The sequence below is a fragment of the Paenarthrobacter sp. RAF54_2 genome, assembly GCF_052113945.1.
GTDB lineage: Bacteria > Actinomycetota > Actinomycetes > Actinomycetales > Micrococcaceae > Arthrobacter.
On the sequence record NZ_JBFRDV010000012.1, the window covers coordinates 46018 to 70199 of the forward strand.

Sequence of the window (24182 nt, forward strand, 5' to 3'; positions counted from 1 at the left end):
TGCTGTCCCCTAGTTGGGTTCGTTGGCGTCGATCTCGGCGAAGACTTTCTGCGCCGTCTTGAAGGCCGAATTGGCCGAGGGAACACTGCAATAAATTGCGGTCTGCAGCAGGATTTCCTTGATCTCGTCCCTGCTCAGGCCGTTGTTGAGAGCCGCCCGGATGTGCATCGCGAGCTCCTCCCAGTGACCGTGCGCCACCAGTGCCGTGAGGGTGACGGCGGAGCGCATTTGCCGGCTAAGACCGGGCCGCGTCCAGATGCCACCCCAGGCGATCCTGGTGATCATGTCCTGATAGTCCTCGGTAAAGGAGTCCATGTTGGCGTTCGCGCGGTCCACATGCTCATCGCCGAGGACTTCGCGGCGTACCGCCATGCCGGCGTCGTAGATGTCCTGTCCGGTGGCGCTCGGCTGAACGGCACCATTCCGCTCGGGAGATAAAGAGGTCATCGTCCGTTCTCCTTCATAAAGGTCCGCATCAACCCGGCCACAACTGCAGGCGCCTCCGCTGGCGCGAGGTGCGCGACGCCGTCGAGCGCCACCGCCTGAGCGGTACCGCCGCCCGCGGTGATACCGGAAACAACAGCTTCGGCCAGGGACGGCGGCGCCACAGAGTCCTCGACGCCGGCAATCGCCTGGGTGGGAACGGTGATGCTGCCGAGCTGCTCGCGGACGTCGAATCCGGCGAGGGCTTCACAGCAGAACGAGTAGCTGAAGCGGTCGGCGTCGCGGAGTGAGTGCAGGAGGCGGCTGCTGATTTCCGGCTGCCGGTCCATGAAGCCAGCGGCAAACCAGCGTTCGGCGGAGCCCTGAATCATCACCGGCGTACCCAGTTTGCGCACAGTTTCGGCGCGCTCCAGCCAGCCCTCGGGCGTGCCGAGTTTGGCGCCGCTGCACTGGACAGACAGGCTGCGGAGACGGTCGCCGTGCTTGATGCCGAGCTGCAAGCCGGTGGCCCCACCCAGCGAGACGCCCGCGTAGTGGAACTTCGCGCCCGGACTCACAAAGTCGACGAGATCGACGACCGCGTCCGCCAGTTCCGCGATATCGAAACCTTCGGTGGCGGCTGGCGAGATGCCGTGGCCGGGGAGGTCCCAACCGATGACGTCGTACTCATCGCCAAGCAACGCTGCCGTTTCGGTCCAGAGAACAGTGGAGGTGCCCAACGATGGGCCGACCACCAGGAGCGGCTTGGTTCCCAGTTCGCGCTGCGGGGAGAGCAGAACGGCCTTAACGGTTGGCTTAGCCACGGGTGGCTCCCTTCGTTGAGATTCCTGCGAAGACCGGATACGCGGCAAGGATCCGGCGCGTGATCTCGGCGGCTTCACCGAGGTAGCTCGCGGGATCCAGGAGTGCCTCGAGTTCGGCGTCGGAGAGCTTATCCGCGGGGACCGTTTCGCGCAGGAGTTTGGTGTAGATCCGGGTCTGCTCTGCGGCGGGTGCGTTGAGGGTTTCGTCGACGACGGCCTGCAGCTTCTGTTTTCCGTTCTCACCCAGCAGAGGAGCGACGGCGGCCATCACACCTTCGCTGAGGAGCAGTGGCCCCGAAATTTCGAGGTTCCGGCGCATGGCATCGGGGAAGACACGAAGGCCTTCCGTAAGCTCGCGGAGATGTCCGGCCGCCCCCAAGGCCAACGCGAGCAGCTGACGCAGGGCCGGCCATTCGCTGTGCCAGGCACCGTCCGGGCGCTCATCGTTGAAGGTGGCCGCTGCGAGGTGCAGCTGCGATGCGAGACCGGGTGCCTGCAACGCCGCGCTGCGAATCAACACGGACAGCACCGGGTTCTGTTTCTGCGGCATGGCCGAGGAAACACCGCGTCCGGGAGCCAATGGTTCGCCCAGTTCTGCGACTTCCGGCCGGCTCAGGAACAGCAGGTCCACGGCGATCTTGCCGAAGGAATCAATCAGAGCAGCAAGTCCATCGCCCAGGGAAGTGAGGGCCAGGCGGTTCGTGTGCCAAGGAGCAGGAGCCGTTGCGAGGCCAAGCTTTGAGGCCAAAGAATCGGCAAGATCAAAAGGAGTGCTCTGCAAGGAAGCAGTCAGTTTGGTTGCCGACGCCAAGGTCCCGCCGGCCCCGCCAAACTGGATGGGTAGTTCAAGCGCTTCCATCCGCGCAGCCGCAGCGGCCACACCGTGGAACCACTGCCCGGCCTTGAGCCCGAACGTATATGGCAGCGCGTGCTGCGTCAGGCTCCTGCCCACGCAAAGGGTCTCCGCATGCTGTTCCGCCAAGGTGGCGAGCGCCGTCGTCGTTCGCTTCACGTCGGCCAGCAGCGAAGAAATGGTGCGACTGGCGAGCAGCATGAGCGCGGAGTCGAGGACGTCCTGGCTGGTGAGTGAGGTGTGGACAGCGGAAGCCGCACCCGAGTCCAGGGACTTCACTCGTGCCCGGAGGTCGCCGAGCAAGGGAATCACAGGGTTGCCCCCGCCCTGGGCGCGTTCCGCGATTGCGGCAACATCATAAGAGCCGGCGTCGGCGGCTTCGGCCACAACTGCGGCGGAACCGGCAGGGACGAGCTCCGCTTCCTCGAGGACAACCGCCCAGGCGGCTTCGACGTCGAGGATCGCCGCGATCACGGCACGATCGCCCGTCAGCGCCGCAACAGCGGGCGACGCCGAAACGGGGCTAAGGAGGCCGAAGTCGCCGTCGGTCATGGCCGGTTTTCCCTTGCAGGCGAGTCCGCGTTAACGCTGGTTTCCAGTGAACCGTCGTGCTGGAAATCCAGGAATACAGTTTCGTCGCCGCCCTGCAGTCGGATGTCCCAGGTGAGGCCGCCGTCGGGGTCGCGACGGGCGATCAGGGTCTTGCGACGCTCGGGATCCAGGGAGCTCAGCAGCGGATCGTTGGCCAGCGCTTCCTCATTTTCCGGCAGGTATACGCGGGTGAAAAGGCGGTTCATGAGGCCGCGGGCAAAGACTGCCACGGAGATGAACGGTGCCGCACCCGGCGAGGTGGGTCCGGGGTTGACGGTGGTGAACGTGTAAACGCCGGAGTTGCCCACAGAACCGCGGCCCCAGCCGGTGAAGGTGTAGCCATCGCGGACCAGGGAGCCGGTGCGCTGGACGATGTTGCCCTCTGAGTCCGGCTGCCAGATTTCAAGGATGGCGTCCGGGATCGTGTTGCCGGCGCCGTCGTAGACCGTGCCTTGGAGGCGGACGCTTCCCGGGCTGCCCGGGGCGAGGAGTTCGTTGTCCTTGTTAAAGGGGAGGGCGTAGCCGTAGAAGGGTCCGACGGTTTGGCCCGGTGTGGGTGTCAGCTTGCTCATGTGCTTATTCCTCGTCCCCGGCGTCGCCGAATGCTTCGTTCTCTGTCCAGGTCCGCTGGGAGCCGGTCAGGATGATGTCCCACTTGTAGCCGAGGGCCCATTCGGGGCTCGTCAGCTCGTGGTCGTACTCTGCCACCAGGCGGTCGCGGGCGTCCTGGTCCACGATCGACTGGTAAATCGGGTCCAGCGGGAAGAGCTGATCACCCGGGAAGTACATTTGGGTGACGATGCGCTGCGTGAATTCCGAGCCGAACATGGAGAAGTGGATGTGCGCCGGGCGCCAAGCGTTCAGGTGATTCTTCCACGGGTAGGCGCCGGGCTTGACGGTGGTGAAGCTGTACGAGCCGTCGTCGCCGGTGATGCAACGCCCGACGCCGGTGAAGTTCGGGTCCAGCGGTGCGGGGTGCTGGTCGCGCTTGTGAATGTAGCGGCCGGCTGCGTTGGCCTGCCAGATCTCCACTAGTTGGCCCGCGACCGGCCGGCCGTCGCCATCAAGAACACGGCCTGCGACAATGATGCGTTCACCCTGCGGCTCACCGTTGTGCTGGATGGTCAGGTCCGATTCCAGCGCGTGCACATCATGGTGGCCGAAGGCCGGCGAGTAGAGCTCGATCGTCTCCGGGTCCGCGTGGTGCAGGCTCTTGGTCGGGTGGCGCAGGATGCTGCTGCGATACGGCGCGTAGTCCAGCCGGGGCATGGTCTCCGGCGCCTTGCCGTTCTTCAGCGCCTCCGCATAGCGATCCGCAATGCCCTTCATCTCAGCGCTGAGATCCGCTTGGGTTTCCACCTTCTTGGAATCATGCGCTGCGTGTGGCTCAGCGGGTGGCACGAGTTCCTCGGATTCGAGCGCTTCTGCAGAGTTGACTTGTGCGGTCTGTTCTTGTGGCACGGCCGGCTCCTTTCGGTTGATTGCTTCGTTATGGGTCTAAATGCGGTGGAGCGAGTCGTATTGGACGGCGTGGCGCACCGGCGCGTTGGGCGCCCCGTAGCCGTCGTAGTTGCCGCGGCGTTCCACCATTTCGAAGAACACRCTGCCAACTGTGGCGGTGTAGAAGTGGAGGAATTCTCCATTGGCGTCCCGGTCATACAGGAGGTTGAGCTCCTTGAGGGTGGCCAGGAAATCCGGTTCAAGATCGAACCGCGCGTCCAGGTCTTCGTAATAGTTGGCGGGGATCTGCAGGAAGTCGAGGCCACGATCACGGGCCGACCGGGCTGCACCCACGAGGTCGTTCACGGCGAACGCGATATGTTCCTGGTACGTTTTGCGGGCAGTCTGCGCCTGCTGTGCAGGTGCCAGGTTCAACACCAGCCTGACTGAACCGTCCGAGGTCTCCATGACCTGCGAGCGCACCAGGCCGCTGGGGCTCGGAACCTCAGCGAACGGCTGCGGTTCCAGGGCCAGGGCGCTGGTGTAGAACAGGACGGCTTCGTCGAAGTGCTGCCAGGGCTGGGCCAAATTAACGTGGTCAATCACCGCGTTTTGCACGTTGGAAACGTGTTCCGACCCCTCGCCAAACTCGTGCGTCCACGCGGCGGTCCCGTCCGGGCTGCCCTGGCACAGGAAGATTTCGGTGGAGTCCGGGGCGGAGATGCCTTGGAACACTTCCTCGTCAGCCTGGACCTTGCGTGCCACCACGGGGGCCTTGAGTTGCTGGGCGCGAGCGGAGGCAATCACTGGAGAGTCGACGTCGAACCCTAGGGCGGCAATAGCCGGTTCGGCATGCTGTGCAGCTTGCTCGTTGATGATCACGCGCGCCTGGCCCATGGTCCAGAGCTGGACGTCCTTAGTGCGGTGGCGGCCCTCAAACTCGAACCCGAGCTGGCCCAGGAGCTTCTCCAGCTGGGCGGTGTCGTCAGCCTTGACCTCGGCGAAGTTGAAGCCAGCGGGTTCGTTCACCTTGGGCAGCGTGGCCAGTTCCATGGGATAACGACGCCGGGAGGCGCTTCCATTGCCGGCTGCGGAATCCGCGGAGGTGCTTTCGAGCCACTTGGCGCTCTGCTCCTCCAGCCAGATCAGGGAACGCATGGCGTCCACGGCTGTCCGCTCGACATCGGACTGGCGGAAGACATCGTTGAAAACTTCCAGCGAAACCGGACCCGTATAGCCGGCGCGGACCACGTGGCCCATGAACTTGGCAAGCTCGAACTGACCCTCGCCAGGGAAAACGCGGTAGTGGCGGCTCCAGGAAAGGACGTCCATGGAAAGTTTAGGGGCGTCGGCCACCTGGACGAAGAAGATTTTCTCCGCGTTGATGTCCTCGATCGGCGCGGTGTCCCAGTCGCGGGAAAGGATGTGGAAGGAGTCCAGACACGTGCCCAAGTTGGGGTGGTCAACCATCTCGACCAAGCGATACGCGTGCTCGTAATCGTTGACGTACTTGCCCCAGGCCAATGCTTCGTAGGCAACTTTGACGCCGTGGTCCCCCGCCAGTTCAGCAAGCTCTGCCAGTTGGGAGGCACGAAGTTCGTCGTCATCAATGGTTGCCGTCGCCACGTTGGAGCAGACCAGGATGGTGTCCATGCCCAGGCGTTCCATCAGATTGAATTTCGCCTCCGCCCTGCGAAGGTTGGTTTTGAGCAGCTCCGGAGTGACGCCGTCGAAATCGCGGAACGGCTGGTACAGGTCCAGACCCAAGCCGAGATCGGCGGCCATTTTCCGTACGTCTTCAGGGCTGAGCGGCGAGGTGACGAGGTCCTGCTCGAAGATTTCGATGCCGTCAAACCCCGCGATTGCGCAGGCCTGCATCTTCTCTTTCAGTGTGCCGGAGAGGCATACGGTGGCGATTCCGGTTCGCATCAGTGGCCCGCCTTCGTCAGCTCAGGGGCCAGTGAGGCTGCGGCATCTTCCACGGCGATCAGCTCCAGGAAGTGTGCCCGCATGCGGTCGCGATCGGCGTCTCGTCCTGTGAAGAGCTGGAAAGCGTCGGCCGCCTGACCGACTGCCATCCTGCCGCCGTCGAGGACGTCGCAACCCTTGGCGCGCGCCTCGCGGACCAGCTGCGTCTCGATGGGGCGATAGACGATGTCGGCGACCCAGTGCCGCGGTTCCAGGAGGTCGATGTCCAGGGGCAGTCCCGGATGGGCGGCCATACCAATGGGGGTGCAGTGCACCAGGCCATCCGCGAGCGGCATGATCTGCGGCAAGTCAGTGGGAGTGCGCGGCGTGACTGTGGCCGCCGGGAAAAGTCCGCCTAGTTCCTCGGCACGATCGGCTGCGCGGGCTGCATCCATGTCCACGAGGTCCAGCACGCCGACCCCGGCCTTAAGCAACGCGTAGGCGACGGCGGACCCGGCACCGCCAGCACCAAGCTGGACCACGTGATCGAGCTTGGCATCAGGGAGTCCGCTGGTGAGGGCCGCGCCGAAACCCGAGAAGTCAGTGTTGTGGCCGATAAACCGACCATCCTGAATCAGAACTGTATTGACGGCACCCAGGCGACGGGCGTCGTCGGAAATTTCGTCAAGATGCTCCAGCACCAGCTGCTTGCACGGGTGCGTGATGTTCAGGCCATTGAAGCCCATGCGGTGGGCTGCGGTGAGGAGATCCCCGACGGCGGTGGCCGGCAAGGCCAGGTCCAGCAGGTCGATGGGGCGGTACAGCAAGCGAAGGCCCTGCACGTCGGCTTCGCGTTCGTGCATGGGTGGCGTGAGCGAGGGCATGACCCCTTCGCCCATGAGGCCCACCAGAACGGACTCGGCTCGATTGCTCATCCTAAAGCTCCTTTGACTTCAGCACCCCGGGCTGTTGGCGCTTTTCGGGCGTCGCCAGGCCGGGTGCTATTTAGATTACTACAAGTGTTCATATTCCGCACGCTTGTTCTTATCGCGAACATTTGCACTCCCCTCACCCAACTATGGGGACAGATAACGCCCCACTGGGGGCTCATAGCGACATGTCCTGTCCCCCAGTTGGGTTAGCGCTGGGGCAGGCGGGCCGCGAGTTCAGCCGCGGCCTCCTGCAACGTGGGTACGTGGGCGATGAGTTCGTCCATGGTGAGACGAAAAACCGGCACGGCCGTGGCAAGAGACGCAAAGGCGTGGCCCTGGGAATTGAGGACCGGCACCGCGACGGCGCGCATGCCGATCTCGTTTTCTTCATCCATCACCGCGTAGCCCTGCCGGCGCACCTGCTCAATCTCCGCCCGGAATGCAGCCCGGTCGGTAATGGAGCGCTCAGTGAGAGGCTCCAAAGGCAACTCTTCGAGCAGTCGTTCGCGTTCGGCGTCGTTCTCAAAAGCGACGATCGCCTTGCCCACGGACGTCGTGTGCAGCGCGCCCAAATGACCGGGATCGCTGGTGACACGGAAGGTCTTGGGGCCGTCCACCTTATTGACTGTCAGATGATGGTTGCCGTCGCGCACGGAGAGGATGGTTGCCTCCTCGGTCTTCTCGGTGACGCGCTGGAGTACGGGAAGTGCCGTTGCTGCGAAGCCATGGTGGTTGGACACCCGCTGGCCCAGCTGGAAGACCCGCAATCCCAGGTGATATCGACGGCCGTCCGGCTCGTAGTCCACGAATCCATCGCGCGTCAGCGAGCCGAGCAGCCGGTAGGTGGTGCTGAACGGAAGTCCCGCACTCCGGGCCAGATCCGCGGCACTCGCACCCTTGGGCTCATTTCCCAGCAATACCAACAGGCCCAGGGCCTTGCCGACCATGTCGGTCTTTGTGTCCTCTTTCACACTCATGCTTAGATGCTCTCACATCGTGAGAGCTATTTCTAGATCGTGGGGACAAGTCTTGACAAGTGACCCCAGTCACGGCCACTATTGCTGTATTGCACAAGTAGCTCTCACCATGTGGTTACTTTGGGATTGATCCGGCCGCACCTCGCTCTGGTCTTCCCGCAGAAGCCAGACCCGCGACATCGTCGTCACAGAAGGAACACCCATGAGCCACACAATGCCGTCAGCGACGCCAGGCAAAGTTACCCCAGCAGGAACACCCAAGAAGGCGGCACTCGCCAGCTTCCTGGGAAGCGCAGTGGAGTACTACGACTTCTTCATCTTCGGCTCCGCCGCAGCCCTGATCTTCCCCCACGTGTTCTTCCCGGACGCAGACACCAACGCATCCATCATGTCCTTCGCAACGTTCGGCTTCGCCTACGTTGCCCGCCCTGTGGGCGCTGTCATCCTGGGCCACTTCGGCGACAGGATCGGCCGGCAGAAGGTCCTCATGTTCACACTGGTCCTGATGGGTGCCGCGACTTTCGTGATCGGCTGCCTCCCGGACTTCAAGACCATTGGCTGGTGGGCTCCCGTCCTGCTGGTACTTGCCCGCCTTGCCCAAGGTCTTTCGGCTGCCGGTGAGCAGGCCGGTGCCTCGTCAATGACGCTGGAGCACGCTCCGGACAACCGCCGCTCGTTCTTCACCTCGTGGACACTGACCGGCACCCAAGGCGGCCAGATTTTGGCAGCGCTCGTCTTCATTCCAGTACTCGCGCTCCCGGACGAGATCAAGTACGGCATTGGCTGGCGCATCCCGTTCTGGCTCAGTGCCGTAGTAGTCATCGTGGCGTTCTTCATCCGACGCACCCTGCACGAGCCGCCGGCATTCGCAGAGGCCAAGAAGAACAACCAGATCGCCAAGCTGCCCATCGCCGACCTCCTCAAGCTGCACTGGCGCGACGTCCTCCGCGTGGTGTGCTGCGCCTTCATCGCCGCCGTGAGTACCGTATTTGGAACTCTGGCCATCAAGTACGCCCAGGACGTGGCCCACGTCAGCGGCACCATCACCTTGTGGCTCGTTGTAGTAGCCAACATTGTGGCCCTCGGTACACAGCCGCTGTTCGGCATGCTCGCTGACAAGATGGGCCGCAAGCCCGTCTTCATCTACGGCGCCATCGCCAGCGCCATCATGACTCCGGTGTTCCTGCTGACTTTGGAATCGGGAGTCGTCCCGCTCATGTTCCTGGTCTCCGTGGTGTTCTTCTCCTTCGGGTATGCAGCCGCCAACGCCGTGTGGCCGTCCTTCTACGGTGAAATGTTCAGCACCAAGGTCCGCTTCTCCGGTTTGGCAATCGGTACGCAGCTCGGCTTCCTCATGGCAGGCTTTGCTCCGACCATCGTCACCGCGCTCGGTGGCACCAAGCCTGGCGGCTGGGTGCAGATCTCCATCTTCACTGCAGTCATCTGCGTGATCGCGGCGGTCTCAGCCATGACGGCACGCGAGTCAGCAAAGGTCCCGACGGCGGAACTCGGCCTGAGCGAGTAAGTCGCCGCAGCGGCACCTGCACTTATTTGGCGCGGGCAACGGAAAAGCCCGGAATGTCCTTTGACATTCCGGGCTTTTCGCTGTCTCCCGTGAGTTCGCAACCAGCTGCAACAGAGCTCGCCAAGATTCATTCGTCCCAGGACGCGGAGACAGATTCGATGAACGCCTGATCGTCAGAGTGCCGATCACCCTCAGCAACCGCCGCGGCCCGCCTACACGCCTCGATTTCGAAATTGGCCGCCTTCACATCCGGCACCCAGATTTGCACCATGCGACACCCCCGCTCCCGCATTTGGTTCGATGTGAATTGACCCTCTCCTGGACTCCCATACTCCATTGTTACGTGCCACGGAGTAACTACCGCGGGTTCAGCGCCACCGGTTTGAACTTCCCAGCACCCGTTCCGGAGTACATCAGCAGCGTTCCGTCCCCTGCAACTCCCACCACGGAGGGGTCGCCAGTACCGGTAAACCCGTTGCCGAGGGCAGCGATGCTGGAGAACATGTTCCATCCTGAACCGAGGTAGGAGCGTGTAAGGAAGCCGCCAGCGCCGTTCCCCGGGTAGAGCCAGAGTCCGCCATCACCGGAACGGCCAACGAGGTCTTCCCTTCCGTCGCCGTTGAAGTCACCGGCCTGAAGGACCAGGTTAAACACGTCCCACCCGGTGCCGATCTGCTTGCGCGCAAGAAAGCCTCCGGAGCCGTTGCCGGGGTAGACCCACAGCACACCATCGCCGGACTGGCCAACGATGTCCGGCTTTCCGTCGCCCGTGAAATCGCCCGGGGCCAGCAACTGCTCGAAGCCCTGCCATCCGGTGCCAATTTGTTTACGTGCAAGGAACTGTCCCGTGCCGTCGGTCGGGTAAAGCCACAGTGTCCCATCGGAAGCCCTGGCCACAAGATCGGGGTGCGAATCGCCGTCGAAATCTCCCGCACTCAACACAGACGTGAACTGGCCCCAGCCCCACCCGACTTGAACACGCGGAAGGAAACTGCCGGATCCGTTGCCCGGGTAAAGCCACAATGCGCCGTCGGTTGCGCGCGCCAGGATGTCGGCGACAGTATCGCCGTCGAAATCGCCCGCTTCCCACACCTGAAGGAACTGGTTCCAGCCGGTCCCGATCGCCAGCCGATCCGCGAAGCCACTGCCGTCGCCCGGATAGAGGGTCATGCCCCCGCCCGCTGCTGCGGTCAGGACGTCCACGCGCTTGTCGCCCGTGAAATCCCGGCCGCCAACGATGTCACCTACCCCGTTCCAACCAGTTCCGACGGCGGCACGCGGCAGGAAGCCGCCCTTGCCGTCGCCGGGGTAGACGTAGAGGGTGCCGTCGCTGGCCCGGGCAAGCAGACCCGGGGCGCCGCCGCCGAATGAACCTGAGGCTGCCAGACCATTGAAGGAATCCCAGCCCTGGCCGATCTGCGTTTGGGCGAGGAAACCACCCGTGCCATTGCCTGGGTACAACCACAGGCGGCCATCAGAGCCGGCAGCAATCAGGTCACTCCGGCCATCCGCGTTGAAGTCCCCCGCCGCGACCAACTGGGTGAAGCCCTGCCAACCAAAACCGATCTGGCTCCGGGTGAGGAAACCGCCCTTGCCGTTGCCGGGATAAAGCCAGAGTGCGCCGTCGCTGGTCCGGGCCAGGATGTCCGCGAAGCCGTCACCATTGAAGTCCGACGTTCCAAGTACGGCGTTGAAAATGCCCCAGCCCGAGCCGATCTGCACCGGATCATCCAGCCGGTTTCCCGGGAGGCCACTGAAGAGCAGCAGGGAACCGTCGGCCTCGCGCGAGATGACGTCCGCCAGTTTGTCGCCGTCAAAGTCGCCTGCGGAGAAGCGCATGCGCGCCTTGAGTTTGGGATCGGCGTTGATGGTGACAGTCGCCGAGGTTGTGGAGACGGAGTTGATCGTAACCTGGGTGCCCGTATATGTGGTGAAGGTGCTGCCGGCTTGCCAGGCGTGGTTCTTGGCGTAGTACTGTTCCTGGAACGGGATGGTAGATGGCATGAGAATCAGCGATGAGGCGATCGTGGCGCCGCCGCGTTGGACGATCTTGACGCCCCTGTTGCCAGGGGGCCTGCCCTGCTCCCCGAGATAACTGTCGTACCCCGCAGGCTCTCTCAGCTCCAAATAATAGGCTTCCCCGCTGACGGGGTCCGTGAACTTGATGGCCCTCTGCGCGTCGGTGCCTCCCCACGGCTTCAGCGTGTAGCTTTTGACGCCTGTGGCCACCCCGACATCCCGAATTTCGTCGCCGCGGCCCAGCCCCGCGTAGTCCCAGAAGCTGGAGCTCACCACCGGCTGGGCGTACTGCGCCGCGCCCATGAGGTCCGTGGTGTCCCCGTATTCTCGGATGTAGCAGGAGCTATCCGTGAACCGCCCGGTGCTATCCACCCCGACGTCGGACGCGCCACTGTAGCACTGCAACGCGTCGGCGTGCATCAGTCCGATGACGTGCCCGAATTCATGGCTCATGACGTTGTTGGAGAAGTTGCTGATTTGCGGCATCAGCACCCGCCCGCTGTAGCTGCCACTGCTGTAGCCCACGCCCAGGGCGTTCCCGGAAAGCGTGGACGTCGGAATGAAGATCACCAGTGCCGTGTACGGGCTGGCTGTCCACTTCAACTCGCTGGTGATGATGGACATGATGGTGCTGTAACTGTCAGTCGACTTGGCTTTGGATTGGAACCCGGAGACCTTGCTGTCCACAGTCATGGACAGCTTGTTGTCCGTCATGGCTTTCCAGTAGCTGCTGGTGGCCGCGACCGTCTGCTCGGCCCCTGACATGGAGATTGGGTTGGTGTTATCGGCCAGTTTGGCCGTCACCAAACGGACCCGGATATCGCCATTGGGACCGGCTGCTGCTGCGCCCGCGCCGAGAAGGGATTCGACGTCGGTGATCTCGCCACTGCTGGACGGGGCCTGTCCGGGCGGCGTCTCGAAGACGTGCTCCGAATGCGGTGTCCCCTCGAAGAACCGTACGTTCGGATTATCGGGTGTGGGTTCCGGCACTGCCGAAGCAGGGGCCTGGACGAAAAACAGGCCGGTGGTGAAAACCACCAGGCCTGTGGACACCGCGATTGCGCGCCGCAAAAAACCCATTGAATCTCCCCGGGGACGGAGTCTGTGGTTCCTGTGAGTCTCAAGAACCGTGATCAGGCTACAGCCGAGCCGGCAGGGGTCTCTGGAGGTGCGCGCCAACCGTGGGCGAGTCCTGCCGCCCATGGCGCGTTCCGACGTCGGGGGTTACCCGAAACGCAAGCATCCCGGAATGCTAACCGGACCCTAACCACGCCGAAATACTCCGGCAACAATGCACCGCCACACTGGAATAGCCGGCAAGTGCAGGCACCAGCTCCAGTTCAGGAGGACACCATGCTGAAGGAAGTCACCACTCACACAACACGTATACGCGCTCTCAGCCAGCTCCACCGCGGAGACGAGATCGAGGCCCGCATGTCCGTTGGTCCCGCTTACGATGACGTGGTCATCCGCCGCGGACGGGTCCAGGAAACAGCACCGGGAATCGGCGTCGTCTGGATCATGGACCACGTCTCCGGGATGAGGAAAGCCATCAATACCGACGAATGCAGTGTTTGGCGCGTCGCCTGAACCCCGGCTTGACCCCAAACACCCGCTTAGCCGCCGGCCACGGACTGGATTATCAAGACCTCCTGGCCAGCCGCGACCTCCGTATCAAGACCCTTCAGACGCCGGACCTCATCACCGTTCACGTAAATATTCACGAAACGGCGGAGCGCACCGGTTTCATCCCGCAAACGCCTGGCCAGCACCGGATATTCTCCGGTTACCGAGTCCAGCAACTGTCCAACGGTTACAGCCCCGTCGGCGGACGCAGTCAGATAGGACTGTCCGCCGACGAGCGGCTGCAGGACACCCGGCAACACCACCGTAAAGTCAGCCACAACGGGCCTAACCGGGCACCGGAGCGCTGGCTGATGCTTCCCGCTCCGCGCCACTGCTGCTTCCAACCACGACGGCGGCACGCACGCACAGCACGTCCGGCAAGTGCGAGGCCACCTCAGTAAAGGTCTCGCCCTCGTCGGCGCTGGCGTACACCGATCCGCCGCGGGTTCCGAAGTACACGCCAGTCGGTTCGGCGGTGTCCACGGATGCGGCATCGCGAAGCACAGCGTTGTATTCATGGTCCGGCAAACCAGTGTGAAGCTCTCTCCACGTTCCACCGGCATCCTCTGTGCGGTGCACACTCAGCTTGCCGTCCGGCGGGATGCGTTCGCCGTCGGCCTTCAGTGGGATAACCCAGGCTGTCCCCTCGCGCCGGGGATGGGTCAGCATCACGAAACCAAAGTCCGCGGGCAGCCCGTCCGCGATGGAGTTCCAGTTCTCGCCGTCATCGTCCGTGCGGTACACGCCGTGGTGGTTCTGTGCGTACAAACGGCCCTCGACGGCGGCATCCGCAGCAATCTTGTGAACGCACTGGCCAAACTCGGGATTGGGATCGGGCATGAAGTAGGCCGAGATTCCCTTGTTGCGGGGCTCCCAGGAGGTCCCGCCGTCGAGCGATCTGTAAACGCCGCCCGTGCTCATGGCGACATGGACCTTCTCGCCGGACGGATCCACCACGATCGAGTGGGCCGCCGCGCCACCATACCCCGCACCCCACTCGCTGCGATGAGGGTGGTCCCACAGTCCGCGGTTCAGCTCGAAGTGCTCGCCGCCGTCGGTCGATTTCCATACTGAAATCGGTTCGCACCCGGCCCAAACCACACCAGGGCGGGACTCGGTGTCGGGGTAAATCTGCCAGATGCGTTCCAAGGCAGCGTCTGCGCCGTCCGGGAACTTGATGGCGCCCTCCTCGGGCTCGGTCCAGGTGGCACCGAAGTCATCGGAATGGGCAACGGTGGGTCCCCAGTGCTCCGAACGCACCCCCACCATGATTCTGGTTTTGCCGTCCCGGGTGTCTATCCCGATGCTGGGGATCTCGCTCATCAGGAAGTGCGGGCCGGAGAGGGACCATTCTTTGCGGTCCGGGCTGGTTGCCAGCCACAAACCCTTCTTGGTCCCGATCGCTAGGACATAACTTTCTGCGGTAGCCATGAACCCCATCGAACCATCAGGGCGCATGGGTGGCAACGGGTTCCTTGGAGCTATGTGGATAACCACGGTGGTTTGGATGGCAGCCTGCGGGGAGACCCGCGTCATGTTTCGCTAGAGGAGGTCCCGGATGAGTTCCGTTGCAGCATCCATGCCGTACAGCTTGTTCAACGTATCCAGAATCTCCTCCGGGGAGCATGCAGTACCCTTTCGCCCTGACCGAACAGACATGGTCCAAACGGCGCAAAGACCCAGGTCAGGCCTCATGGATACCGTGTCAAAGGCAAACTCCTTGGCACTCACGATCTGGATTCCCCCGGGGAGCTTTTCTTCAGGGAAATCGCGGAAATTCTCCGTCACGATACTTCCGGCGCCGCCCACAACTGCGGCGGCCAGCACATGCTCATCATCGGGATCAGGCAAGCTGTAGGTTCCTTCGAGCCCTTCCCACTGCATGACAATCGCGTCTCCAAAGCTGGAACGCATGCGCCCGACCAGATGGGCAGCCTTTTTCCGTCCCTCTTCTTCGCTATCCCCCCGCTCGACACGCTTAATCTCCTCATTGGCTTCGACCTCCGCCAGGATGGCCTCACTGAAGATGAAGCGGTAAGCCCCCTCGAATGCCAGAGACAATAGAAAATCGCGTTGCGTGCTCGGCCAAAGGACGCAGCTGTCAAGAAGGGCCGTGAACATGGCCCTATCGTGTCACCCTTTGTGCTGCCGGCGCCGCTCCGCCGCTACAGCACGAGCCTTCTTCATCCTGTTGATCGCCGATTCCGGGTCCTCATCGTCAGTCGTTCCCATGGAATCCAAAGCTTCGTACTGCTCGGCTTTTCGGACTTCCTTGAACGCCAGTACGTCTTCAAGCTTGATACGCCGGTGAGTTCCAGGCTTTTCGAAGGGAATCTTTCCAGCATCGAGGAGTCGAACGATTGTAGGCCGGGTCACGCCCAAAAGCTCTGCCGCCTGCTGGGTCGTCAAAGTCATCGAACTGGGTGTGATCGTAATTGCCAGGCCCTTACGCATAGCCTCAACGGTCTTAACGAGCACTTCGTAGATTTCGTGAGGGATCTCAACCTGATCACCGGCATCCGCGCCGGAAAGGAACACCTGAGGAGAAGGCTGAGAACCATTCTTCTCAGCATGGGCCTCCATGAAGTTGTAGATCTTCCCCGTTTGAGGTGCCTCTGGTGCGAGGAAGGTTTCTTTGGTCGCTGCACTCATAGCCATGGTGTGCTCATTTTCCGTTTCCTGCGAATTTATCGTTTTGTTCGTTTTGGCTCATGCTAGTCCCTAGAGATAGAGGAAGCCAGCCGTGGTGGTTTGAAGCCCTCCACGGTTATCCACATATGGAAGTAGTACACGGAAATACTCCGTACTGTGTCCGGCCTCACCCGTACTCTGTTTATATGCCTCGTTTTGCACTCGACATCGATTCCGTTCCTCGTCCCGTTCGCTCCCAGTCGCTTCTGGACGCCGTCAACCAGCGCGTCGTCATTGCTGACGGCGCGATGGGCACCATGCTGCAGGACCGGGAATTGTCGCTCGAGGCCGACTTCCAAAACCTCGAAGGCTGCAACGAGATCCTCAACGACACCCGTCCGGATGTCATCGCGGACATTCATGACGCCTACTTCGCTGTGGGAATCGACGCCGTGGAAACCAACACTTTCGGCGCCAACTGGTCCAACCTGTCCGATTACGGCATCGACGACCGCATCGAAGAACTCGCGAATAAAGGGGCCAGAATCGCCCGTGAGCGCGCCGAAGCGGCAGAGACCGTGGACGGACGAATGCGGTGGGTCCTGGGCTCAATGGGCCCTGGCACCAAGCTTCCCAGCCTCGGCCACACCAGCTACGACTACCTGAAGAAGACCTTTGCCCTGCAGGCCGAAGGGCTCATCGACGGCGGAGCCGACGCATTCCTCATCGAGACGAGCCAGGACCTCCTGCAGACCAAAGCCGCCGTGAACGGCTGCAAGCAGGCGATTGTCTCCCGCGGCGTCCGCCTCCCCATTTTCGTGGAGGTGACGGTTGAGACCACCGGAACCATGCTGATGGGTTCCGAAATCGGCGCTGCACTCACCGCCCTGGAGCCGCTCGGCGTCGATGCCATCGGCTTGAACTGTGCCACCGGGCCGGATGAAATGAGCGAGCACCTGCGGCACCTCTCCAAGCAGTCCTCTGTCGCAATCGCGTGCATGCCCAACGCCGGGCTGCCGATTCTCGGCGCCAACGGGGCGCACTATCCGCTCTCCCCCACGGAACTCGCCACTGCGCACGAGCAGTTCGTGCGTGAATTCGGCTTGGGTCTGGTGGGCGGCTGTTGCGGTACGACGCCGGAGCACATGGCCGCCGTCGTCGAACGTCTTGAGCCCTTCCGTACCAACGGCAACGCGCCCGACGCCGGGACCGTCACCGGCGGCGCGAAAAGCGTCGGCGGCCGGGTCCCCACCGAGCGGGAGGCCGGCGTCGCGTCCCTCTACCACCACGTTCCCTTCGATCAGGAGTCCGCCTACCTGGCCATCGGTGAGCGCACCAACGCCAACGGTTCCAAGGCGTTCCGCCAAGCGATGCTGGAAGAGCGCTGGGACGACTGCGTCGATATCGCCCGCGAGCAGGTCCGGGTGGGCGCGCACCTGCTGGACGTTTGCATCGACTATGTGGGCCGTGATGGGGTCGCAGACATCAAGGAGATCGTCTCGCGTTTCGCGTCGGCCTCCACACTGCCGTTGGTCATCGACTCCACCGAGCCGCCGGTGCTGCAGGCTGGACTCGAGCACATCGGCGGCCGACCGGTGGTCAACTCCGTGAACTACGAGGACGGCGACGGCCCGGACAGCCGCTTTGCGCGCATTATGCCGCTTGTGAAGGAACACGGGACAGCCGTAATTGCCCTGACAATCGACGAACAAGGCCAGGCCCGCACCACCGAAGGCAAGGTGGCCATCGCTTCCCGGCTCGTAGACGCTCTGGTGGGCGAATGGGGGATGCGCGTCGAAGACATCATCGTGGACGCGCTGACCTTCCCCATCGCCACCGGGCAGGAAGAAACCCGCCGGGACGCCATCGAAACCATCGAGGCCATCCGCCAGATCACCACGAAGTACCCCGGTATACAGACAACCCTCGGCGTCTCGAACGTGTCCTTCGGCTTGAACCCTGCCGCGCGCATGGTGCTGAACTCGGTGTTCCTGCACGAGGCCGTACAGGCGGGCCTGACCAGTGGCATCATCGACGCCGCGAAGATCGTGCCGCTCGCATCGCTGCCGGACGAACAGCGCAAGGTGGCTCTGGACCTAGTCTGGGACCGTCGCGAGTACGACGCCGATGGCAACGTCACCTATGACCCCTTGGCGATCATGCTCGACCTCTTCGCCGGCGTCGACACTGCCGCGCTCAAGGACCAACGCGCCGCGGAACTCGCCGCGCTGCCAACCGGCGAACGTCTGCAGCGGCGCATCATCGACGGCGAAGGCAAGGGCCTTGAGGAGGACCTCGACCTCGCACGCAGTGAGGGCATGACCCCGCTCGGCATCATCAACGACCAATTGCTGGAGGGCATGAAGGTTGTGGGTGAACGCTTCGGCGCCGGTGAGATGCAGCTTCCCTTCGTGCTGCAATCTGCTGAAGTGATGAAGAACGCGGTCGCACTGCTCGAGCCGCACATGGAGAAGTCGGACTCTTCCGGCAAAGGCACCATGGTAATCGCCACGGTACGGGGCGATGTGCACGATATTGGTAAGAACCTCGTGGACATCATCCTCACCAACAACGGCTACAAAGTGGTCAACATCGGCATCAAACAGGGAATCGCCGAGATCATGGCCGCGGCGGAGGAGCATGACGCCGACGTGATTGGCATGTCCGGCCTGCTCGTGAAGTCCACTGTGGTGATGAAGGAAAACCTTGCCGAGCTCCAGTCCCGGGGCCTGGCGAAAAAGTGGCCCATCATTCTTGGCGGTGCAGCCCTGACCCGTGCCTACGTGGAGCAGGACCTGGCGGAGCAGTTTGAAGGGACCGTCAGGTATGCCAAGGACGCCTTTGAGGGCCTCGCCCTCATGGAACCGTTGGTGCAGGTGGCCCGCGGCGCTGACCCGGACGCGGTGGGCCTCCCGCCGCTGAAGAAGCGGATCCACAAGAGTGGCCCGAAGTTCACGGTCACCGAACCGGAGGCAATGCCCGGCCGGTCCGACGTCACCGCCGAAAACCCTGTGCCCGCTCCACCGTTCTGGGGCACGCGCATTGTCCGCGGCGTCGCATTGCACGATTACGCTGCTTTGCTCGATGAGCGCGCCACCTTCATGGGCCAGTGGGGTCTCAAGCCCGGGCGGGGCGACGACGGCGCCTCCTACGACGAACTGGTGGAACTCGAAGGCCGGCCGCGTCTGCGGTACTGGCTGGACCGGATCCTCGCCGAGGGCATGCTCGACGCGTCGGTCGCCTACGGCTATTTCCCGGTGGTGGCCGAGGGCGAACAGGTGGTGGTGCTGCACCATGGAGAGGACCTCGACGGCGTCCTCGGCACTCCCGGGCTGCTCGCACCCGATGGCGGCTCAGGCGGTCCAATCGGCACCGAGCGCCTGCGCTTCGACTTCCCACGCCAGCGCCGGGACCGGCACTTGTGCCTCGCCGACTTCGTACGCTCGCGGGAATCCGGCCAGATCGACGTCCTGCCGATCCAGCTGGTCACCGCGGGCTCGAAGATCGAAGAAGTGACTTCCAAGCTGTTCGCAGGAAACCACTACCGCGACTACTACGAACTCAATGGCCTGGTCATGCAGCTCACCGAGGCGCTGGCTGAATTCTGGCATGCGCGGATCCGTTCCGAGCTGGGTTTCGCAGCCGAGGAGCCGAAGGACAAAGCCGGATACTTCAAGCTCGACTACCGCGGTGCGCGCTTCTCGCTGGGATATCCGGCCTGCCCGGACATGGAGGACCGCCGCAAGGTCACGGAGTTGCTGAAACCGGAACGGATGGGAGTGATCCTCAGCGATGAACTGATGCTGCACCCCGAGCAGTCAACGGACGCTTTCGTGTTCCACCACCCGGAGGCCAAGTACTTCAAGGTATGAGGCGGCTCAAGGTGTAAGTTGGCGCCGGTCCTTGGCTTTGGGGCCTTGGGGGCGGGCACTCTTTATGCCCGCCTTCCTGGTGCTCGTCCTCCTGGATCCGGCGTCCTCAGCCCGGGTGGTTTGGCCGTCCTGGCTGGAGACTGGCTTCGCTCGCCTGAAAGCGGCGAGGATAGCCCGTCCCACAGCAGCGATTCCGATGATCGTGGTGATGCCACGCAGGGTGTCCCATCCCGCCGTCGAGGTCACTAGGGAGTAGAGCAAGAAGCTGCTGAGGTTGGTGCCCAACGGGGCACCGGGCGCGTACGAAATGCCGGTTCCGGCACCGACAGCGAAGGGCCAGAACCAGAAATTGGTCAGCAGGCCGAAGATATAGGACGCCACAACGCCGTAGCCACAAAGCATCCATAGTTCAGCCCGTCCTCGAACCCGGCGTGGCAACAGGCCCGCCCCAGCCCCCACCCAGGCGCAGGCGAAGATCTGGAACGGCGACCAAGGGCCGATACCGCTCCACAGGACACTGGAAACGGCGATGGTCAGCGCCCCGAGGAGCATGCCGAAGCGGGGACCGAAGGCGCGGCCGGCCAGGATCAGCAGGATGAACACTGCTTCGACGCCGCCGACGCCGGTGCTCGCCACCCGGACGGCTGAACCTACTGCGGCCAGTACGCCGAGCAACGCCACCGTATGCGCGGAGCGGACGGAACCATCGACGGAGACCACGACGGCCACTACGGCCAGAGGTGCGATCGCCAGGGCTGCGAAAGGTACGGCCGCGGCGGCATCCTCGGGTAGGGCCGCCGCGAGCAACGGCCAGCAGAACGCGCCGAGGGCCAAAACGTTGGCAGCCGCGAGAATTGCGATCTCCAAGGCCCGCGGCAAGCGGAGGTGGCGTTGCGGGGCTTGCTCTACGCCCCGAACCTCGGAATTAGCGCGCAGAGCACGCCCCACAACCGCGGGAGTCGCAACCGGCGGAATCGCGGCCAGGGGCGTCCCGGCAGCCGGGTCTTCGCTGGCATGGACCGCTGGTGCTGACTCAGCCGGCGCCACGCCGTCGTTCATCTGCACGATGCGGGCACCCAGGCCGTGGGCGAAATCGAGGTCGTGAGTGGCGATCAGGACTGCTGCGCCAGTGTCCGCCAATGCGCGCAAGGCGGCCGAGACTCCTGCGCGGGCCTCCGGATCGAGCCCGCGGGTGGGCTCGTCGATCAGGAGGACTTGGGGGTTGTCCGCGGTCTGAAGGGCGATGGCGAGGATACGGCGCTCTCCGGCCGACAGGTCCCGCGGGTGCTCGTCTCCTATCGGAATTCGAACGTCACCACGCAATCGGGCCAGGCGTGATGTTGCCGGTTGGGACAGGGTCCTGTCCGAGCCATTCCGGTCTGATTTACGCCGGGCCCGCGCTTCGCGTCGATCTGCCGCCCGGAGCTCAGCAGCCACCGTGTCCCTCGTGAAAAGGTCGTCGGAGGCGTCCGGAACCAGGGCGACGCGGCCGCCCTCCACCATGCCACCGGTTCCTTCTCCGAGCGCGAGGGCCACCAGGAGCGAGGACTTGCCGGCCCCGTTCGGCCCAATCAGGGCGACCACTTCGCCTGGGTGGAGGGTCAGTGAGGCGTCGCGGACGAGCGCCTTGCCGTCGCGGTGCACCGCAAGCTTTGTCGCGGTCAACACCGGCGCGTCCTCCGGTTTCGACGTCGGTGAGACTGCCGCCGTCGGTGACAGTGCCAACCTCGGTGACACTGCCGGCGTCGGACCTATTCCACCCGGACGTGCAGGTGCTGGCGCGGCGCCTGCTACCAAGCCGCCGTCGTGAATTCTCCACCACAAATCGGCGACGCGTAAAAGCGGCTCCGCCCGATGCTCAGCCACAATGATGCAGATGCCCGATCCATGGGCGAGGGCGTCGAGTACTGCGATGACACGGGCCCGGGCTGTGGTGTCGAGGTCGGCAAGCGGCTCGTCAACCAAGAGCAGGGCCGGGTGCTCCACCACGGCAGCGGCGATGGCCACGAGCGTTGCCTCGCCAGCCGAGAGGGAGTTGAGGTTTCGGTCGAGGAGCGCCGACACTCCAATCCACTCCGCGACCTCCACCGTGCGGGCCCGGGCGATGCCGGCGGCAATGCCGCGCAGTTCAAGCGAAAGTGAGATTTCGTCCCGGACGCGGGTGCTGGCGAAAGCGGCGCGTGGGTTTTGCAGGACAACGCCGACGACGCCAGCGGTATCGCGTGGCGGCGCGGCGGCACGGTCCACTCCGGCGACACGGACCGTGCCGGTGAGTTCTCCGCCGTCGACATGTGAAAGGAGGCCCGCAATACCCCGCAGGATGGTGGACTTGCCGGAGCCGGTTGGCCCGGTAATGACTGCTACTGTCCCGGGATCTGGCTTGAAGTCTTCGATGTGCAGCCGCGTGTCGCCGATGCGGAATTGGGCGTCCCGGATCTCAAGGGGCAAGCCGGAATCGCTGCCGGCTTGGTGCGCCGCCCTGCTCCCGAAGCCACGCAATTCCAAGGCCGCGGCTACCCGGCTGGCGTGCTCAAGAGTTCGCTCAAGTACCGGAACAAGGGCTCTCGGCCCCAGGCGTTCGCCCCGCAACCGGAAGGCCAAGCGGACGGAGGCAACGGCGTCGGCGAGTGCGGGGAGCGCAGCCCAAGCCACCACAAGCGTGCGGGCTATGCCTTGGAATGGGCCGCCGCGGGCCAGCCGCATGAAGCCCCTTGCCACGTCCACGAAGGCGTTGAGCAGTCCGAAGGCAAGGATCATCCCGGCAATCGGCAGGGCTGAAACAACCGCCTCCCACAGACCAGGCGATGTTACGGGTCCGAGGAAGACCACGTGGGCGTATGGGGCGGGCAGCCGCACTGACGGCAGTTCCAGCAGCACCGGCCCGACGGTGCCCGCTCCGTTGAAAAGGATGCGATAGATGACCCGCGCCGCTATGAAGACGACGGCGAGCGCCGCGGCAGCGCGTAACGGCGCGGGTCGAAAGGTCATGCCTTGGGTGCGGCCGGTGCGCCGTCGATGGTGTACAGCAGTTCCAGGCTCTCTCCTGGCTTCACCTGCTGGGTGGCGAGGCCTTCCTGGGCGTAGGCCCAGTCGCCGGCGGCCGGCTTGACCCAAATGGACCAGTAGGCAAAGCCCGCTGGCATCTTGTCGCATTCTTCGCGGTATGTGCCGCCCTTGTGGGTGATGTCGAAGTCGGCGGCCGGCACGCCATTGACCCGGCACACCAGTTCGGTGGGGTATTGCTTTGTTCCCTCGGTTTTCACCTTGGCCTCATCGAGCACCTTGGCAGCGGTCGTTGGCGCGTCCACGGCAACGCAAACAGTCTTGTCGGCGGCAGCCTGCTTCAGGGCGCCGGAATCGACGATGACCTTCACACCGGTGCAGGGCCCGGCGTCAGCGCTGGAGGAAGCCGAGGTTGCGGACGGCGCGGTGCTTGGCTGGGTGGCAGCCGGCGTGGAACAGGCGGCGAGGGTAATCAGGAGACCAGCGGCGGCGAGGGAGCTCGCGGCGGCGGTGCAGATCTTGGAAAAAGTCACGATCCAAGGGTAGGACGTTCACTGTCCCCAGGCGCTTGCTATCGCGTTGTGTGACGTTATGTCTAGGCTGAGGTTGGAAAGTGAGACTGATTCCCATCCGGTGGATCACCGAGAACAGCGATGACGGAGAACAACGATGACCGAAGCAAACACCAATGCCCGTGCACAGCTGCTGAAAGCCCTGCACGAGGCACCGGAAATCCTGAGTGTGGTTAACGTGTGGGACGCCATCAGCGCCCAGACCATTGCAGCACTTCCTGAAACGAAGGCCATTGCCACTGCGGGGCATTCGATTGCTGCGGCCTTTGGCTATGCAGACGGGACCATGCCCTTGGACGTCGCGCTGGAAGGGGTGAAACGAATAGTCAACGCTGTCGATCTGCCGGTCACCGCCGATCTGGACGATGGCTACGACAACCCGGCCGAGACTATCCGGCGGGCTATTGGGATCGGGGTAGTTGGTGCAAACGTCGAAGACAGGTTGCGGCCGTTCGATGAGGCCGTCGCCCGTGTCCAGTCAATCATTTCAGCCGTGGCAGACGAAGGCATCCCGTTCCAGTTAAACGCACGCACCGACGCGATCGCCCGGGGTGGGGACCGGCCGATCAAGGACAGTATTGAGGACGCCATCAGGAGGGGACGCGCCTTCCTCGACGCCGGTGCGTCACTGGTTTTCGTACCTGGCGCCGTGACCCGTGAGGTCATCGAGCCGCTGGTTGAGGGCCTCGGGCACGGGAAGCTCTCCGTGATCGGCGCACCTGGAGCCCTGCCGGCAGCAGAGCTCCAGGAACTCGGTGTGGCACGTGTGTCCTACGGTCCGTTTACCCAGCGGGTGGCTCTGCGCGCACTTCGGGACCTGGCCAGCGACCTTTATGGCTCTGGCGTCATGCCTGCTGACACTCCGGCCCTGAACTAGGCGCTTTTCTGCCCGCTGGGTTCCGAGGTCCTGTGGTCGCATCACATAAGGTAACGTCCTGTCTTCGCCCCGTGGACCAGAGCCTATTCTGGGCAGTAGCCAGCGCCCG

General features: G+C 63.5%; 20 protein-coding genes. 4 read left to right on the plus strand and 16 right to left on the minus strand.

Features of this window, described 5'->3' with window-relative positions; all coding sequences use genetic code 11:
- Positions 1-9: 9 nt before the first annotated feature.
- The 8 genes from pcaC to AB4Y87_RS13530 form a co-directional block, all read right to left on the minus strand.
- Positions 10-447 carry a 4-carboxymuconolactone decarboxylase gene (gene pcaC / locus AB4Y87_RS13495; protein WP_442004847.1) on the minus strand — a complete coding sequence of 146 codons (438 nt, stop codon included), beginning with the start codon at positions 445-447 and terminating at the stop codon, positions 10-12.
- On the minus strand, positions 444-1247 hold the full coding sequence (locus AB4Y87_RS13500) for an alpha/beta fold hydrolase (RefSeq protein WP_442004848.1): 804 nt from the start codon (positions 1245-1247) through the stop codon (positions 444-446). The genes pcaC and AB4Y87_RS13500 overlap by 4 nt, the downstream gene beginning before the upstream one ends.
- Positions 1240-2652 carry a class-II fumarase/aspartase family protein gene (locus AB4Y87_RS13505; RefSeq protein WP_442004849.1) on the minus strand — a complete coding sequence of 471 codons (1413 nt, stop codon included), beginning with the start codon at positions 2650-2652 and terminating at the stop codon, positions 1240-1242. The genes AB4Y87_RS13500 and AB4Y87_RS13505 overlap by 8 nt, the downstream gene beginning before the upstream one ends.
- A complete protein-coding gene (pcaG, locus tag AB4Y87_RS13510) occupies positions 2649-3263 on the minus strand; it encodes a protocatechuate 3,4-dioxygenase subunit alpha (RefSeq protein WP_442004850.1) in 615 nt (204 codons plus the stop codon). Before pcaG ends, AB4Y87_RS13505 begins: the two co-directional genes overlap by 4 nt.
- 4 nt (positions 3264-3267) lie before the next feature.
- Positions 3268-4152 carry a protocatechuate 3,4-dioxygenase subunit beta gene (pcaH, locus tag AB4Y87_RS13515; protein ID WP_442004851.1) on the minus strand — a complete coding sequence of 295 codons (885 nt, stop codon included), beginning with the start codon at positions 4150-4152 and terminating at the stop codon, positions 3268-3270.
- Positions 4153-4188: 36 nt separating this feature from the next.
- Positions 4189-6060, minus strand: coding sequence for a bifunctional sugar phosphate isomerase/epimerase/4-hydroxyphenylpyruvate dioxygenase family protein (locus AB4Y87_RS13520; RefSeq protein ID WP_442004852.1), 1872 nt, complete (start codon positions 6058-6060; stop codon positions 4189-4191).
- Complete coding sequence (locus AB4Y87_RS13525) at positions 6060-6974, minus strand: shikimate dehydrogenase (protein ID WP_442004853.1); 915 nt, start codon at positions 6972-6974, stop codon at positions 6060-6062. Before AB4Y87_RS13525 ends, AB4Y87_RS13520 begins: the two co-directional genes overlap by 1 nt.
- A 203-nt stretch (positions 6975-7177) precedes the next feature.
- Positions 7178-7948 carry an IclR family transcriptional regulator gene (locus AB4Y87_RS13530; protein ID WP_431117236.1) on the minus strand — a complete coding sequence of 257 codons (771 nt, stop codon included), beginning with the start codon at positions 7946-7948 and terminating at the stop codon, positions 7178-7180.
- A gap of 202 nt (positions 7949-8150) precedes the next feature.
- Between AB4Y87_RS13530 and AB4Y87_RS13535 the strand changes: the two genes are divergently transcribed.
- Positions 8151-9473 (plus strand): MFS transporter, encoded by a 1323-nt coding sequence (locus AB4Y87_RS13535; RefSeq protein WP_442004854.1) that lies wholly within the window; start codon positions 8151-8153, stop codon positions 9471-9473.
- A gap of 127 nt (positions 9474-9600) precedes the next feature.
- Here the strand turns inward: AB4Y87_RS13535 and AB4Y87_RS13540 are convergent, their stop codons facing one another.
- Positions 9601-9810 (minus strand): antitoxin MazE-like protein, encoded by a 210-nt coding sequence (locus tag AB4Y87_RS13540; RefSeq protein ID WP_442004855.1) that lies wholly within the window; start codon positions 9808-9810, stop codon positions 9601-9603.
- Between the two features lie 20 nt (positions 9811-9830).
- Positions 9831-12572, minus strand: coding sequence for an FG-GAP repeat domain-containing protein (locus AB4Y87_RS13545; protein WP_442004856.1), 2742 nt, complete (start codon positions 12570-12572; stop codon positions 9831-9833).
- Between the two features lie 273 nt (positions 12573-12845).
- Between AB4Y87_RS13545 and AB4Y87_RS13550 the strand changes: the two genes are divergently transcribed.
- Positions 12846-13082, plus strand: a complete 237-nt coding sequence (locus tag AB4Y87_RS13550) for a hypothetical protein (RefSeq protein ID WP_442004857.1) — start codon at positions 12846-12848, stop codon at positions 13080-13082.
- 26 nt (positions 13083-13108) lie between these two features.
- Here AB4Y87_RS13550 and AB4Y87_RS13555 read toward each other — a convergent pair whose 3' ends face one another.
- The 4 genes from AB4Y87_RS13555 to AB4Y87_RS13570 all read right to left on the minus strand — a co-directional run bounded on the left by AB4Y87_RS13555 (position 13109) and on the right by AB4Y87_RS13570 (position 15776).
- On the minus strand, positions 13109-13396 hold the full coding sequence (locus tag AB4Y87_RS13555; RefSeq protein WP_216924633.1) for a MoaD/ThiS family protein: 288 nt from the start codon (positions 13394-13396) through the stop codon (positions 13109-13111).
- A 7-nt stretch (positions 13397-13403) separates the two neighbouring features.
- On the minus strand, positions 13404-14558 hold the full coding sequence (locus AB4Y87_RS13560) for a WD40/YVTN/BNR-like repeat-containing protein (RefSeq protein ID WP_442004934.1): 1155 nt from the start codon (positions 14556-14558) through the stop codon (positions 13404-13406).
- Positions 14559-14660: 102 nt separating this feature from the next.
- Positions 14661-15239 carry a PIN domain-containing protein gene (locus AB4Y87_RS13565; protein WP_442004858.1) on the minus strand — a complete coding sequence of 193 codons (579 nt, stop codon included), beginning with the start codon at positions 15237-15239 and terminating at the stop codon, positions 14661-14663.
- Between the two features lie 12 nt (positions 15240-15251).
- Positions 15252-15776: a helix-turn-helix domain-containing protein gene (locus AB4Y87_RS13570; RefSeq protein ID WP_442004859.1), complete on the minus strand. Its 525-nt coding sequence runs from the start codon at positions 15774-15776 to the stop codon at positions 15252-15254.
- Positions 15777-15955: 179 nt separating this feature from the next.
- Between AB4Y87_RS13570 and metH the strand changes: the two genes are divergently transcribed.
- Positions 15956-19621, plus strand: a complete 3666-nt coding sequence (gene metH / locus AB4Y87_RS13575) for a methionine synthase (RefSeq protein ID WP_442004860.1) — start codon at positions 15956-15958, stop codon at positions 19619-19621.
- A 6-nt stretch (positions 19622-19627) separates the two neighbouring features.
- Here metH and AB4Y87_RS13580 read toward each other — a convergent pair whose 3' ends face one another.
- Both AB4Y87_RS13580 and AB4Y87_RS13585 read right to left on the minus strand, forming a co-directional pair.
- On the minus strand, positions 19628-22609 hold the full coding sequence (locus AB4Y87_RS13580; RefSeq protein WP_442004861.1) for an ATP-binding cassette domain-containing protein: 2982 nt from the start codon (positions 22607-22609) through the stop codon (positions 19628-19630).
- Complete coding sequence (locus AB4Y87_RS13585) at positions 22606-23157, minus strand: hypothetical protein (protein ID WP_442004862.1); 552 nt, start codon at positions 23155-23157, stop codon at positions 22606-22608. Before AB4Y87_RS13585 ends, AB4Y87_RS13580 begins: the two co-directional genes overlap by 4 nt.
- A 136-nt stretch (positions 23158-23293) precedes the next feature.
- Between AB4Y87_RS13585 and AB4Y87_RS13590 the strand changes: the two genes are divergently transcribed.
- Positions 23294-24073: an isocitrate lyase/PEP mutase family protein gene (locus AB4Y87_RS13590; RefSeq protein ID WP_442004863.1), complete on the plus strand. Its 780-nt coding sequence runs from the start codon at positions 23294-23296 to the stop codon at positions 24071-24073.
- Positions 24074-24182: the final 109 nt, after the last annotated feature.